The following is a 13,319-nucleotide window of genomic DNA, read 5'->3' as shown; positions in this document are numbered from 1 at the left end:
TTTCAGCCCTGCCAGGGTAGCCGGGTTGTACCATTGGTTAGAGGCGTTCTCGCTCAGCACACCGGCACCGGCGTAAGCGGTACCCAGAGCGGACACGGATTGATAGGACACGGAAAAGCCACTTGCCGCTGCATGCCCGGCAACCAGGCTCAATGCGGAACCGACAAGAACGGCACCTGTTTTTTTCATGATTTCTCTCCCTCTTCCTCGCAAGTAGTGCTGTCGTAATGATTAAAAGATCAGCAATCCACTTATACACAATAGGCCGCGACGCACGCAAGGAATCCCGTTCACTCAGCCTTTCTCATTAGAAAGAGAAAATAAAAAAAAGGCAGCGAACGCTGCCTTTTTTATTTGTGATCATGCCAACGACTTTCAGTCAGCCAGAACCGCCTTGGCAATAATCGTTTTCATGATTTCATTGGTACCGCCATAAATCCGTTGTACGCGTGAATCTGCAAACATGCGCGCCACCGGATATTCCCACATGTAGCCGTAACCACCATGCAACTGCACGCACTCGTCGATCACTTCGCACTGCAAATCGGTGATGTAGTACTTGGCCGCAGCAGCGGTGGGAATATCCAGTTCCTTTTTCAGATGCAGCTCCAGACAGCGGTCCACATAGGCACGGGCTACCTCCAGCTTGGTGTGCATCTCGGCAATCTTGAACTGGGTGTTCTGGAACGCGGCGACCGGCTTGCCAAACGCTTTGCGCTCTTTCACATAATTGATGGTGTGTTCCAGCGCGGATTCCGCCATGGCCAGACCACCGATGGCAATGCCCAGACGCTCCTGCGGCAGTTCCTGCATCAGGTAGATAAAGCCCATACCTTCTTCGCCGAGCAGATTCTCCGCCGGCACTTTCACGTCCTGGAAGAACAGTTCGGAGGTGTCCTGGGCTTTCATGCCCACCTTTTTCAGGTTGGTGCCTTTCTCGAATCCTTCCGAGTCGGTTTCCACCACGAACAGGCTGATCCCCTTGGCGCCCTTGGACGGATCGGTCTTGGCTACCACAATCACGATATCCGCGTTCTGACCATTGGTGATGAAGGTCTTGGAGCCGTTCAGGATGTAGTGGTCACCGTCTTTGACCGCGGAGGTTTTCACACCCTGCAGATCCGAACCGGCACCCGGCTCGGTCATGGCGATGGCACCGATCATTTCACCGGTTACCATTTTCGGCAGGTATTTCTGTTTGAGGGTCTCGGAGCCATTGTGCTCAATATAGGGCGCCACGATTTCCGTATGCAGCCCCCAGCCAATGCCCGTCAGACCCAACCGGGAAACTTCCTCGCCAATGACCACACTGTAGAGAAAGTCGGCGCCGATGCCGCCGTACTCTTCACTCACCATGGGACACAGAAAACCCTGTTCACCGGCTTTAAGCCATACCTCTTTGGGAACAACGCCTTGCTGTTCCCATTCTTCGTTGAAGGGTACGGCTTCGTTTTCCAGAAACTTGCGAACCGTAGCGCGGAAGGTTTCGTGATCAGAATTGAACAGGGTACGGGGAATCATTGTGCTCTCCGGAATCAGGTTATCAGGGATAGCCCCGATACCGGGCTCGGCCGGGGCACAGAATGGCACATTCTGTGCACTGACGCCGCCGCCGGGCAATGACCGAAATGTTCACCGCCGGGCAGCGATGACAATTCCGGCCAATGACGGGAACCCTGTCAGGCCCGGTGCTCGCGACCGAGATACTCGGAGGACTGCATTTCCTGAAGGCGGGAACGGGTGCGCTCGAATTCGAAGTCCAGACGGCCGCCGGCATAGATATCTTCGATGGGCACTTCAGCGGTAATCACCAGCTTCACGGCCCGGTCGTAGAACTCATCCACCAGATTGATGAACCGCCGGGCCATGTCATCCTTGCCGGCGCCCATCTGCTCCACATTGGAGACCAGCACGGTATGAAACTCCCGGGCCACTTCAATATAGTCGGTCTGGCTGCGCGGACCATCACACAGGGCCTTGAATTCAAACCACACCACATCATCGGCGCACATTACCGAGGGGATTTTGCGCCCCTCGATCAGCACATTACCGTGATCACGGTGACGGGAATGATCCGGCTCCAGGGTATGAAAACGCTCACGAAGAAAATCATCCGCCGCCTTGCCCAGTGGGCAATGGTACAGCTCGGCCTGTTCCAGCAGCCGCAGACGATAATCGTTGCCGCCGTCCACGTTGAGCACCTTGGTGTATTGCTTGAGCAGGTCGATGGCCGGCAGGAAGCGGGCCCGTTGCAGGCCGTCCTTGTAAAGACCATCGGGCTCGATATTGGAAGTGGCCACCAGAGTCACGCCATTGGCAAACAGCTCGCCCATCAGCCCGGCCAGAATCATGGCATCGGTAATGTCGGTGACGAAAAACTCATCAAAGCACAACACCCGGGACTGGCTGGCAAACTTGCGGGCAATGCTCACCAGCGGGTTCTTTTCCCCCTGGCGCTCACGCATTTCCCGATGCACCTTCTGCATAAAGCGATGAAAGTGCATGCGACGCTTCTCCTTGAACGGCAGCGCCTGGAAGAACACATCCATCAGATAGGTCTTGCCGCGACCGACGCCCCCCCACATGTACAGGCCAGTGAGCGCGCGCGGCTTGCGAAAACGTGACAACAAGCCACCGCCAGCCGGCTCTGCCAGCAAGCGGTGATACAGCGCATCCAGTTCTTCCACCGCCCTTTGCTGGGCCGGGTCCTGGAAGAAATCGTCGCGCTGGAGATCGGCTTGGTACTGTTCAAGAGGCGTCATGGGACTCGGGGCCTGCTGATAGGACGGGGCAATGTAGCGCCGCAGGGGCGGACTATCAAGCGGGTAAATGGCTGGCGGCGGCCTCTTTCAGCTCCACCAGCTTGCCATGAAAGAAGTGCCCGCAATCCGGAAAACGGATCAGATCCGGCGCCAACGGCGTGGCTTCTGCCCAGCGAAACACCTGCTCCGCCGGGACCACCTCATCGTCCTCGCCCTGGACCACGGTCACCGGGCAGCCAGTCTGTTCGATATCATCAAAGGGGTAATGGTGGACGGGGGGCGCCACCAGCAGCAATTCCCGGGCCGGCATGCCATTGGCCTTGAGAATTTCTGCCCCACGAGCAGCGACAAAGCTGCCAAAGGAAAAACCGGCCAGCCACAGGGGCAGATCGGGCCACCTATGGGTCAGCCAGCTGTGTACCGCCAGCAGGTCTTCGGTTTCCCCGATACCGTCGCTGTAGGCCCCCTGGCTTTCGCCGACGCCGCGGAAGTTGAAACGCACCACAACTGCGCCCTGATCACGGGCCAGGCGACTGAGAGAAGTGACCACCTTGTTATCCATGGTGCCACCGAACAGGGGATGGGGATGACAGATAATGGCGACAAAGGATGGCGTGTCGCTGCCCTGTTCCACCACCGCCTCAAGGTTACCGGCCGGCCCGGAAAGACTCTGCCGCTGTACTGCCATGACCCACCTCCATCGCTTTTCCCGCTCTCCCGAGTCGCCATATCAACGATTTCGGGAAGCCAAACCTTGTCTCAACGCAACAACATGAAGAGTATCAACAGTCTCTTACACCTTGGAGCCTATTCAGGGTCTCTGCACAACCGCGCCGGAGTCAATTTTGTTGCCAGTTCGTGATTGCGATTGTGTAGTGTAGTCATTCTACATGAACAAGCGCAGTCGCGGACTGGCGGCAAAAGGGGCCCGGCCCTTCGGGTTGCCGCTAAAAATGGCCCCATGCTGTGTTATGAACCTTGAACTTGACCCGTCAGGCCCTGCGGTTCATGCCTTGCCTGGAGCCATTTTTAGCGGCAACGCGGCTGTGCAGAGACCCTGAATAGGCTCTAACCCTTGGCGACTGCCCGGCACTGTGCTGGAATAACTGGAATTCAGAAGGAGTATGCCATGGATATGCTGACAACTGGGGTGCTGTGCTTCGCCGCCGGCGTGGTAGTAGGCGCAGGGTTACTGTTCTGGTTGTTACCGGCACGGCGCCAGGCCGGCCAACTGATTCGGGATCGCGATGAAGCCCGCCAGGCCCTCAATCACTATCGTGATCAGGTGGATGATCATTTCCTGCACACCGCAGAGCTGGTCAACGACATGACCCAGGCCTACCGCTCCGTCCACGAGCATCTCTCCAAAGGCGCCCAGGCATTGTGCTCCGAAGTGGGCCGCAAACGGGCGGTGGCGAAATCCCTGGATTCCGCCCCACAGAAAGAAGGCGATGGACCGGTGGCGCCACCACTGGATTACGCCCCCAGCGCCAAGGGCGGCACCCTCGCCGAAGACTTCGGTCTGCAACAGAAAACCACCGGACCATTCAAACCGGTGGACGTGGCAGACACACCGGTAACAGACAGTATCGTGGAGCCTCCCCGTGACTATGCAGAAGGCTGTGACGAGCAGGGCTGCCCACCGGAAGAAAAGAAATGAGAGAGCACTGACACACAACAGGCTTCATGCGGCACGCCGAACGCACCTTACCGCAGGTTTTCGCTTGTCGCTGAATCAAATAAGCCCGCTTACGCGGGCTTATTTGATTCACTGGCCGGGATCTCACCGGGCAAGTTCCGCAGCTCCTCATGATGAACTACTGAAACGTGTCAGCCACCCGCATGGGTACCGGCTCATCTTCCATCACGATCTCCGCCGGTAACTGGCCGGCCGGGTCGCCATCGGCCTGGATTGGCTCATCGGCGTCTTCGCAGCGAATCTCCACCCGCTGGGCCCGCAAGCTGGCAACGCCATCCACTCGCTCCATACGCCCCAGCAACAGCGCAGCCAGGCAACGCAGCAAAAAGCTGACTCCTGGCTTCTGAAACAACAGCACCTGCACCTGGGGCCGCAGAATATTGGCCTCACGGCTGAGCACAAAGCTGCCGCCATAGTGGCGCCCGTTAGTGACGATGGCAGAAAAACAGTCCAGCGGCCGGCCATCCACCATGACCCGGTAATGGCGCTGACCGTAACGGCGAATCTGGGCAAGCATGGACTGGACATAGGCCAGCTTGCCGAAACGTTCCTTCACCGCCAGATTCACCCCGTCGACCACCCAGGCGTCGTAGCCGATGCCGCACATCATGATAAAACGGCGGCCGTTGAGCCGGGCCGGGGTGACCGGCACATTTTTGCCATTGACCACGACCTGAGCCGCCAACTCCGGCGTTTTCGGCAGCTGCAGCTCCTTTGCCAGCACATTGGCGGTACCGGTTGCAAACACACCCAGTGCCACACCGGGAAGCAGGCCATTGAGCACCTCATTGGTGGTGCCATCACCGCCTACTGCCACCACGCAGTCGCCCTGACTTTCCAGGTTTTGCAGATACTCGGTGGCATCCCCCGGTCCCCGGGTATGATAAAGACGCACCCGAGCGCCCAGTTTTTCCAGTTCCGCCACAAAACGGCAAAGCAGCGTTTCCCGACCACCGCCGGCGGTCGGGTTATACACAACAGTAATCTTCATGGGATCAGGGTGTTCCTCGTACTGCTCAGAACCTGGTCGTCAGGCCGGATTATCGATATCGATAAAGATGTGTTCCACACCGAACCGCTCATTGAGCCATTGCCCCAGGGCCTGCACCCCATAGCGTTCGGTGGCATGGTGACCACAGGCAAAATAATGCATGCCGGTTTCCCGGGCAAAGTGGGTGGTGGGTTCGGAAATCTCGCCGCTCAGATAGGCGTCCACGCCACGGGTCTGAGCCTTGTCGATAAAGCCCTGGGCGCCACCGGTACACCAGCCGATGGTTTCAATCTCATCGCCCGGGTCCCCCACATGCAGCGGGGTACGTCCCAGCACGGCTTCCGCGTGGGCGGCGAACTCCGCCGCCGACATGGGGCTATCCAGCCGCCCCACATTACCGATGGGACGAGGTGATTCGTCCAGCCCACCTTCCACACTGAACCCCAGTCGCCGGGCGAGCTGGGCGTTATTACCGAGGGTCGGGTGGGCATCCAGAGGAAGGTGGTAGGCAAACAGATTGATATCGTGGCGCAGCAGTGTCTGCAGACGCTGCTTTTTCATGCCCCGCACCCGCTGATCCTCACCTTTCCAGAAGTAACCATGGTGGACCAGAATGGCATCAGCGTCTTCCACGATCGCCGCATCGATCAACGCCTGACAGGCCGTGACCCCGCTGACTACACGGCGGATCTGCTCGCGGCCTTCCACCTGCAATCCATTGGGACAGTAGTCCTGAAATTGGTCCGCAGCCAGCTCCTGGTCGAGCAAGGTCAGCATGTAATCGCGCTTGAGCATGACACCTACCGGGCAATGATCTGATAATATTGCGCGCAGTTTACCTATCCAGACCCGCGCTTGTCTCGTTCGCACCCGTTCCGTCGGCTGCGCAGGGCAACAGCACGGGCCAAAGCAAGCGCATGGGGGCATTGTCGGTGATCAGAGCCTTTCGTTTTTTTGCCGGACCGATTCTGGCGGGCCTGGCCGTGGGCCTGGCCGTGCTGTGGTGGTATGAATGGGGGCCGAACGCCCGCCCCGGGCGCTACGACAGCGGTACCGCCAGCTATGCCGGTGCCGTCAACCATGCTGCTCCGGCGGTGGTCAATATTTACACCACGCAAATCCTCACCAGCGAGGATGTGCCGGAAGACCCCCTGTTCAATCGCTTCATGGAAGAACCCCGCCGGGAACGGGCATTGAACAGCCTGGGTTCCGGTGTAATCGTGGACGACGAAGGCTACATCCTCACCAGTTATCACGTGATCCGCGATGCGGACGAAATCCTGGTGGCCCTGCGAGATGGCCGCGACGCCCCGGCACGAGTGGTGGGCACTGACCCGGAAACCGACCTGGCCCTGCTCCATGTGGCGCTGGAGGACCTGCCGGAAGTGGAACTCAATGGCAACGGCCCGGTGCAGGTAGGCGATGTGGTGCTGGCCATCGGCAACCCGCTGGGCGTGGGCCAGACCGTTTCAATGGGCATTGTCAGCGCCACCGGGCGTAGCCACCTGGGCATTGCCACCTTCGAGAATTTCATCCAGACCGACGCGGCCATCAACCGCGGTAACTCCGGCGGCGCCCTGATCGACACCCGCGGCCACCTGATCGGCATCAACACTGCCATCCTCTCCGCCGACGGCAGCTGGCAGGGTATCGGCTTTGCCACCCCGGCCTCCATTGCGCAGGAAGTGATGCGCGACCTGATCGACCACGGCCGGGTGATCCGCGGCTACCTGGGTGTCACCGTGCAGGACATTACTCCGTCCCTGGCAGACACCTTCGGCATGGACGAAGTGCGCGGTGGAGTGATCACGGAAGTGGTCATCGACAGCCCCGCCCACAAGGGCGGCCTGCAGCCCGGCGACGTTCTGGTAGGCATCAACGACACCGCCATGGCCGACGGCTACGAAGCGATGAACCGTATCGCCGGCATGAAACCGGACGAGAAAGTCAGCCTCAACATCGTCCGCAATCGCCAACCGCTGACTGTGGACGTGGTGATCGGCACCAGGCCGCCAGCGGAAACGGAATGAGGATTAATTGATAGTTGATAATGGATAATTGATAACGTCGCGAGCCAATCTCGCAGTTATCCTGAACGGCAAGAGGCCGCGTCCAATGGCTTGGGCGCGGCCTCTTTGCTTTCGGATTATGACTGCGCTTGATCGCGCAGTTATCAATTATCCATTATCAACTATCAATTGCCTTTAAAGCCCTTCCACCCCGCTTAACCTCTCCCCTGCCGGATAACGAATCTCAAAGCCCTGCTTGAAGCTTTCCTCTCCGCTGGCGGGCAGGGTGAATTGCCAGCGTTGCAGGCCTTTCACATCATCCACATCGTTGGCATCGGCGGCCTTGCCCTTGGCAGTAACGGTAATGTCGTCGTTGCCAGCCACCGGCAGCCGATCCAGCAGGTTTACCGTAACCGGCTTGTCGTAGTGGGAGGTGAGCGTGATGTTCTTCAGGGCCGACAGGGTGCTTTCCTTGCTGATCAAGCCGGTTTCCCCTTCCCGGGATGGCTCGCGGACCACGGCAATCTGTAGGCGCGGGTCATCGCCGAAGCTCATTTTCACCTGCTCGCCCTGTTTGATGCTTTCATGGCGGTGGTAACGGGTCAGGCGCTGACCATCACGCAGCAGAGTAACGCTACCGGCCAGCCAGGGCAGCGGGCTGGCGTTCTTCCATTCCCCCACCAGCAACACTGCGGGCTGCTGCCAGAGGTAACTTTCCCGCCCGAGGGACACTGGCAACTCAGCTTGCTGGTAGGGAACCCGCGCACTGGCGTTGCCACTGGCAAGCGACAGAGGCGCCGATAGTGGCACGCGCATATCAAAACCGTGGGCAACGGGGGGCGCCACCGGCATGGCGCTGACGCTTTCTTCCATGTCGGCCTCGTAAGCAGCAGGCTCCGCCATCACCGCGCGCAGGGATTGCTTGCGCATTTCTGGCTTAGGTTTTGCCAGCCGCACGATCCAGGGCTGCGGATCCGGCAAGTGACGATAACCTGCTGGCACCAGGCCCAGAGTGGCCGACACATTCCGCCAATCCTCACCGGTGCGATTCTGGATCTGGGCAATGCCGGTTACCGCTACGGTTTCACTGTCGCTGTCCAGATCCACCCGCAACTGATTCTGCCAACCCGCCTGGCGGGTAAAATACTGCAGCTTTACTTTCGCTGCCGTGGTTTTGCCCGCGCTGACGGCCAGCACCAGCTCACGGCTACGGGTCTGCCCCTGGCCCAATTGCTGGCGCTCCTGACGCAAGACATCCAGTTTCTGCTGCTGGTCGTGGCGAACCACCGCCCGCTGGTTGATGGCCGCCTGACGCGTTTCCACTGCCTTGCCAATGGACTCCCAAGCACTGGACCATTTTTCTACCGGCACTTGCGCAAACACTGCCTGACCCTGAGGAGCCTGCCCCATCAGGGATTGCAGGTGGTGAATCTGTTGCTGATCCAGCGCATCCGCCGCCTTGGCGGCAGCCATGGTCTGTTCCAGCTCAAGGATGGCTGCGTCCAGTTTGGCCCGCCGAGCCGACACATCAGCCTCGGTAATGGCAAAGCCCTGCCGCACCCCGGACAACACCGCACCTTCCACCGCTACCTGCAGGCTATCCAGGTCCAGTTCCGGCAAGCCGCTGATGACAAGCTGATGCTCGCCGGCCGGCAGGGACTGACTGAAAGTACGAGTAAGATGGGCCTGGGAGGGAAACAACACCGCCTCGCTCACGGGAGCGGTGACATTGAAATCAGCGGCCAGAAGGGGCGCCGGTAGCAAAACGCAGGCAAGCAGTAACGATGGTTTCATTATTCGGGTCCTTTCCGTTGGACGATACCTGTTAGTACCGCAGGTATGGGGAAAGGTTCAAGCGGCGAGCCTGGCGGCGCTGGTTGGCGCGACCTCTCTCCTTGTGTCGCAAAAGATTCTTTTACCACAGAGGGCACAGAGCTCACTGAGAAAAAGATAAACCCCGGCGGCCCGCGAAGGGTGCACTGAGCCTAAGGCGAACTGCACCGGATGGTTGGGCAATGGTGCAGTTCGCCTTAGGCTCAGTGCACCCTACGCATTCTGAAATGGATTTTTTATCAACGGTAGGAGCGCGCCGTCAGCCACGCTCCTAAACGAAAGGCTTTCATCACAGGATACCGAGCCAGCCTTTTTCTCTGTGTACTCGGTGCCCTCTGTGGTGAAAAAAGATTTTCCGCGGCGGGAATCAGAGCAGGGTGTCCAGCGCGTCGATCAACGCCTGGTTCTGCTCTGCAGTGCCCACGGTAATGCGCAGGTAGTCGGCGATGCGTTCAGGCTTGCCGAAGTGGCGCACGATGATGCCCTGCTCGCGCAGGCCCTGAGCCAGGGAGGCGCCACTGTGTTGCGGGTGGCGCGTGAAGAGAAAGTTGGCCGCCGACGGCAGACTGTCGAAGCCGCGCCGGGAGAGCTGCTCGTTGAGCCAGTCACGCTGACCGATAACCTGCTCACAGCCCTGCTCGAACCACTCCTGATCCAGGAATGCGGCCACACCGGCGGCGATAGCCAGGCGATCCAGCGGGTAGGAATTGAAGCTGTCCTTGATGCGGTTCAGACCATCAATCAGCGCCTCATCGCCCACGGCCAGACCGATACGCAAACCGGCCAGGGAACGGGACTTGGACAGGGTCTGGGTGACCAACAGATTCGGGTAGCGGTTGACCAGGCTGATGGCCGTATCGCCACCGAAGTCGATGTAGGCTTCGTCAATCACCACCAGGGTTTCCGTATTGGCCTGCAGCAGGCGCTCGATATCGCTCAGCGGCATTAACTTGCCGGTGGGGGCATTGGGGTTGGGAAAAATAATGCCGCCATTGGGTTTCAGGTAGTCTTCCACATTGATGGACAGCGTCTCGTCCAGCGCTACCGGCTCATAGTCGATCTGGTAGAGGCCGCAATAGACCTTGTAGAAGCTGTAGGTGATATCCGGAAACAGCAAGGGTTTGTTCTGGCGGAAAAAACCCATGAACAGATGCGCCAGCACCTCGTCGGAACCGTTGCCGACGAACACCTGGGAACGCTGGATAGCATGGCCCCGAGCAGAATAGTAATCGGCAATGGCCTGCTTGAGCTCACCACTGTCCGGGTCCGGATAAAGCCGTAGACGGTCGTCCGCCTCAGAACGAATCGCCTCAATCACCTTTGGAGACGGACCCAGGGGGTGTTCATTGGTATTCAACTTCACCAGCCTGTCCATCTTCGGCTGCTCGCCGGGAACATAGGGTTCCAGTTGGTGAACGAAGTCGCTCCAGTATTTGCTCATAGTTCTTCAACCAAAAGATTTTTTACCACAGAGGGCACAGAGTTCACTGAGGAAAAGGCGGACCCACGTAGGCTGCAGTTCGCTAAGCTGAGCGCACCCTACACATCACAGGCTCTTCACGACTTCACACAAGAGCACGATTTTTACTCTGTGTCCTCTGTGACCTCTGTGGTGAACAATTATTTCTTGATTCGGTATTCGGCGCTGCGCGCGTGGGCGGTCAGGCTTTCGCCGCGAGCCAGGGGTGAGGCGATTTTTGCCAGTTCACTGGCGCCCTCCGGGGAGCAACCGATCAGCGAGCTACGCTTCTGGAAATCATACACACCCAGGGGGGAAGAAAACCGTGCCGTGGCACTGGTGGGCAACACGTGATTGGGGCCCGCGCAGTAATCACCCAGCGCTTCCGGCGTGTGACGGCCCAGGAAGATGGCACCGGCATGACGAATCTGTTTTGCCCATTGCTCGGCGTCATCAATGGAAAGCTCCAGATGCTCGGAGGCAATGGTATTGGCCAGGGCAATGGCCTGCTCCAGATCCTTCACCTGAATCATGGCACCGCGATGTTTCATGGACGTGCGGATGATGGTTTCCCGCTCCAGAGTCACCGCCAGTTTTTCCATGGACTCGGCCACCTGTTGCAGGAACTCGCCGTCCGGGCTGACCAGGATGGCCTGGGCTTCCTCGTCATGCTCTGCCTGGGAAAACAGGTCCATGGCGATCCAGTCCGGATCGGTCTTGCCATCACAGACCACCAGAATTTCCGACGGCCCGGCGATCATGTCGATGCCGACCTTGCCGAACACCTGGCGCTTGGCTTCCGCCACATAGATGTTGCCGGGGCCGACGATCTTGTCCACCGCAGGCACCGTCTCGGTGCCGTAGGCCAGTGCCGCCACCGCCTGGGCGCCCCCCAGGGTGAATAGCTTGTCCACCCCGGCAATGGCCGCCGCCGCCAGCACCATGTCGTTGATTTCGCCATCCGGGGCCGGCGACACCATGATGATTTCACCCACACCCGCCACCTTGGCCGGCAAGGCGTTCATCAGCACCGAGCTGGGATAGGCGGCCTTGCCACCGGGCACGTAGATACCAGCCCGATCCAGCGGTTTCACCTGTTGGCCCAGTAATGTGCCGTCCGCTTCCCGGTACTGCCAGGAATCCTGCTTCTGCTTTTCGTGGTAGCGACGCACCCGTTCGGCGGCCGCTTCCAGCGCCTGGCGTTGTTCGGCAGGAATACGCTCCAGGGCTGCCTGCAATTGATCATGCCCCACCACCAGCGCATCCATGGCGGCCACGTCGCGACGGTCAAAACGGTTGGTGTATTCCACCAGCGCCGCATCGCCGCGTTTGGCCACATCACGAAGAATACCGCGCACCCGATCCGCTACTTCCTCGTCCCGCTCTTCGGACCAGGCGGTGAGCGCAGCCAGCTTGGCATCGAAATCCGCGTCTTGGGCGTTAAGCCAGGTGGTTTCCATGGTTGGCACCGTTATCAAAGTCACAATCTGTTTTTTACCACAGAGGGCACAGAGTTCACTGAGGAAAAGACAGGGCTTTTTCTATCACTGAGATCAACAAAGCCTCTCGCTCAACAGCACACCGAACCGGTAAGTTTTTTACTCTGTGTGCTCTGTGACCTCTGTGGTGAAAAGCCTTTAACCGGCCTTACGGGCGTCCACCGCCTCGGCCAGCTGATCCAGGATTCCCTGAATATCCCCATGACGGGTTTTCATGCTGGCGCGGTTGACGATCACCCGGGTGGAGATATGAGCAATCAGTTCGGTGGGCTCCAGGCCATTGGCGCGCAGGGTGTTGCCGGTGTCCACGATATCCACAATGCGGTCGGCCAGGCCCACCAGAGGAGCCAGTTCCATGGCACCGTAGAGCTTGATCACTTCCGCCTGTTTGCCCTGCTGGGCATAGTAGGCCTTGGCCACGTTGACGAACTTGGTGGCCACACGCAGGCGGCTGCCTACTTCCGGGGCATCCTTCACCGCCGCCACCATCAATTTGCAGCGCGCGATATCCAGATCCAGGGGCTCGAACACGCCATCGGCGCCATGCTCCATGAGCACATCCTTGCCGGCCACGCCGATATCCGCTGCACCGTGCTGCACATAGGGCGGCACGTCGGTGGCGCGAATAATAATGATCTTCACATCATCGCGGGTGGTATCGAAGATCAGCTTGCGTGACGCTTCCGGATCTTCCAGCAGTTCAATGCCCGCCGCTTTGAGCAACGGCAGGGTTTCCTTGAGGATGCGCCCCTTCGACAGGGCGATGGTCAACGGCTTGGTCATTACTTTCCCGTTTAGCGCGGAACGCGGCGAATCACCGCACCCAGCGATTGCAGTTTCTCTTCGATGCACTCGTAACCGCGATCGATGTGATAGATGCGGTCTACCGTGGTTTCGCCTTGCGCCGCCAGGGCGGCGATCACCAGGGAGGCAGAGGCTCGCAGGTCGGTGGCCATCACCGGCGCACCGGTGAGCTGCTCCACACCGCGACAAATGGCGGTATTGCCCTGCACTTCGATGTCGGCGCCCATGCGGTTCATTTCCTGCACGTGCATGAAGCGGTTTTC

Annotated in this window: 12 protein-coding genes and 1 pseudogene; 2 read left to right on the top strand and 11 right to left on the bottom strand. The window is 59.2% G+C overall.

What is annotated here, in order from left to right; translation table 11 throughout:
• From HUJ17_RS12815 to HUJ17_RS12800, 4 genes are all read right to left on the bottom strand, one after another.
• The coding region (locus HUJ17_RS12815) for an outer membrane protein transport protein (protein ID WP_290511059.1) at positions 1 to 189 on the bottom strand (189 nt) is incomplete at its 3' end.
• A 186-nt stretch (positions 190 to 375) separates the two neighbouring features.
• On the bottom strand, positions 376 to 1,521 hold the full coding sequence (locus tag HUJ17_RS12810) for an acyl-CoA dehydrogenase family protein (protein ID WP_290511058.1): 1,146 nt from the start codon (positions 1,519 to 1,521) through the stop codon (positions 376 to 378).
• A gap of 158 nt (positions 1,522 to 1,679) precedes the next feature.
• Positions 1,680 to 2,762: a cell division protein ZapE gene (gene zapE / locus HUJ17_RS12805; protein ID WP_290511057.1), complete on the bottom strand. Its 1,083-nt coding sequence runs from the start codon at positions 2,760 to 2,762 to the stop codon at positions 1,680 to 1,682.
• A 55-nt stretch (positions 2,763 to 2,817) separates the two neighbouring features.
• Complete coding sequence (locus HUJ17_RS12800; protein WP_290511056.1) at positions 2,818 to 3,450, bottom strand: alpha/beta family hydrolase; 633 nt, start codon at positions 3,448 to 3,450, stop codon at positions 2,818 to 2,820.
• Positions 3,451 to 3,891: 441 nt separating this feature from the next.
• Between HUJ17_RS12800 and HUJ17_RS12795 the strand changes: the two genes are divergently transcribed.
• Positions 3,892 to 4,422, top strand: coding sequence for a YhcB family protein (locus tag HUJ17_RS12795; RefSeq protein WP_290511055.1), 531 nt, complete (start codon positions 3,892 to 3,894; stop codon positions 4,420 to 4,422).
• A gap of 157 nt (positions 4,423 to 4,579) precedes the next feature.
• Here HUJ17_RS12795 and HUJ17_RS12790 read toward each other — a convergent pair whose 3' ends face one another.
• Complete coding sequence (locus HUJ17_RS12790; protein ID WP_290511054.1) at positions 4,580 to 5,452, bottom strand: diacylglycerol kinase family protein; 873 nt, start codon at positions 5,450 to 5,452, stop codon at positions 4,580 to 4,582.
• A gap of 39 nt (positions 5,453 to 5,491) precedes the next feature.
• A complete protein-coding gene (locus HUJ17_RS12785; RefSeq protein ID WP_290511053.1) occupies positions 5,492 to 6,247 on the bottom strand; it encodes a Nif3-like dinuclear metal center hexameric protein in 756 nt (251 codons plus the stop codon).
• 122 nt (positions 6,248 to 6,369) lie between these two features.
• Here HUJ17_RS12785 and HUJ17_RS12780 point away from each other — a divergent pair, with 122 nt between their 5' ends.
• Positions 6,370 to 7,482: a trypsin-like peptidase domain-containing protein gene (locus HUJ17_RS12780; RefSeq protein WP_290511052.1), complete on the top strand. Its 1,113-nt coding sequence runs from the start codon at positions 6,370 to 6,372 to the stop codon at positions 7,480 to 7,482.
• A gap of 174 nt (positions 7,483 to 7,656) precedes the next feature.
• Here the strand turns inward: HUJ17_RS12780 and HUJ17_RS12775 are convergent, their stop codons facing one another.
• From HUJ17_RS12775 to HUJ17_RS12755, 5 genes and pseudogenes are all read right to left on the bottom strand, one after another.
• Positions 7,657 to 9,255, bottom strand: coding sequence for a DUF4139 domain-containing protein (locus HUJ17_RS12775; protein ID WP_290511051.1), 1,599 nt, complete (start codon positions 9,253 to 9,255; stop codon positions 7,657 to 7,659).
• Positions 9,256 to 9,661: 406 nt separating this feature from the next.
• Positions 9,662 to 10,735, bottom strand: a complete 1,074-nt coding sequence (hisC, locus tag HUJ17_RS12770) for a histidinol-phosphate transaminase (RefSeq protein ID WP_290511050.1) — start codon at positions 10,733 to 10,735, stop codon at positions 9,662 to 9,664.
• A gap of 179 nt (positions 10,736 to 10,914) precedes the next feature.
• Positions 10,915 to 12,213 carry a histidinol dehydrogenase gene (gene hisD / locus HUJ17_RS12765; protein ID WP_290511049.1) on the bottom strand — a complete coding sequence of 433 codons (1,299 nt, stop codon included), beginning with the start codon at positions 12,211 to 12,213 and terminating at the stop codon, positions 10,915 to 10,917.
• A 177-nt stretch (positions 12,214 to 12,390) separates the two neighbouring features.
• Positions 12,391 to 13,035: an ATP phosphoribosyltransferase gene (hisG, locus tag HUJ17_RS12760; protein ID WP_290511048.1), complete on the bottom strand. Its 645-nt coding sequence runs from the start codon at positions 13,033 to 13,035 to the stop codon at positions 12,391 to 12,393.
• An 11-nt stretch (positions 13,036 to 13,046) separates the two neighbouring features.
• Positions 13,047 to 13,319: pseudogene (locus HUJ17_RS12755) on the bottom strand (UDP-N-acetylglucosamine 1-carboxyvinyltransferase); the annotation flags it as partial.

The sequence above is a fragment of the Alcanivorax sp. genome, from assembly GCF_014762765.1.
GTDB lineage: Bacteria > Pseudomonadota > Gammaproteobacteria > Pseudomonadales > Alcanivoracaceae > Alcanivorax.
Note: the sequence above shows the minus strand (reverse complement) of the source record. Positions and strands in the feature narration are given on the sequence as shown.

Excerpts from the sequence above, each read along its gene's own strand:
- HUJ17_RS12810 (WP_290511058.1), bottom strand. The coding sequence starts at position 1,521 with ATGATTCCCCGTACCCTGTTCAATTCTGATCACGAAACCTTCCGCGCT.
- zapE (WP_290511057.1), bottom strand. The coding sequence starts at position 2,762 with ATGACGCCTCTTGAACAGTACCAAGCCGATCTCCAGCGCGACGATTTC.
- HUJ17_RS12800 (WP_290511056.1), bottom strand. The coding sequence starts at position 3,450 with ATGGCAGTACAGCGGCAGAGTCTTTCCGGGCCGGCCGGTAACCTTGAG.
- HUJ17_RS12795 (WP_290511055.1), top strand. The coding sequence starts at position 3,892 with ATGGATATGCTGACAACTGGGGTGCTGTGCTTCGCCGCCGGCGTGGTA.
- HUJ17_RS12790 (WP_290511054.1), bottom strand. The coding sequence starts at position 5,452 with ATGAAGATTACTGTTGTGTATAACCCGACCGCCGGCGGTGGTCGGGAA.
- HUJ17_RS12785 (WP_290511053.1), bottom strand. The coding sequence starts at position 6,247 with ATGCTCAAGCGCGATTACATGCTGACCTTGCTCGACCAGGAGCTGGCT.
- HUJ17_RS12780 (WP_290511052.1), top strand. The coding sequence starts at position 6,370 with ATGGGGGCATTGTCGGTGATCAGAGCCTTTCGTTTTTTTGCCGGACCG.
- HUJ17_RS12775 (WP_290511051.1), bottom strand. The coding sequence starts at position 9,255 with ATGAAACCATCGTTACTGCTTGCCTGCGTTTTGCTACCGGCGCCCCTT.
- hisC (WP_290511050.1), bottom strand. The coding sequence starts at position 10,735 with ATGAGCAAATACTGGAGCGACTTCGTTCACCAACTGGAACCCTATGTT.
- hisD (WP_290511049.1), bottom strand. The coding sequence starts at position 12,213 with ATGGAAACCACCTGGCTTAACGCCCAAGACGCGGATTTCGATGCCAAG.
- hisG (WP_290511048.1), bottom strand. The coding sequence starts at position 13,035 with ATGACCAAGCCGTTGACCATCGCCCTGTCGAAGGGGCGCATCCTCAAG.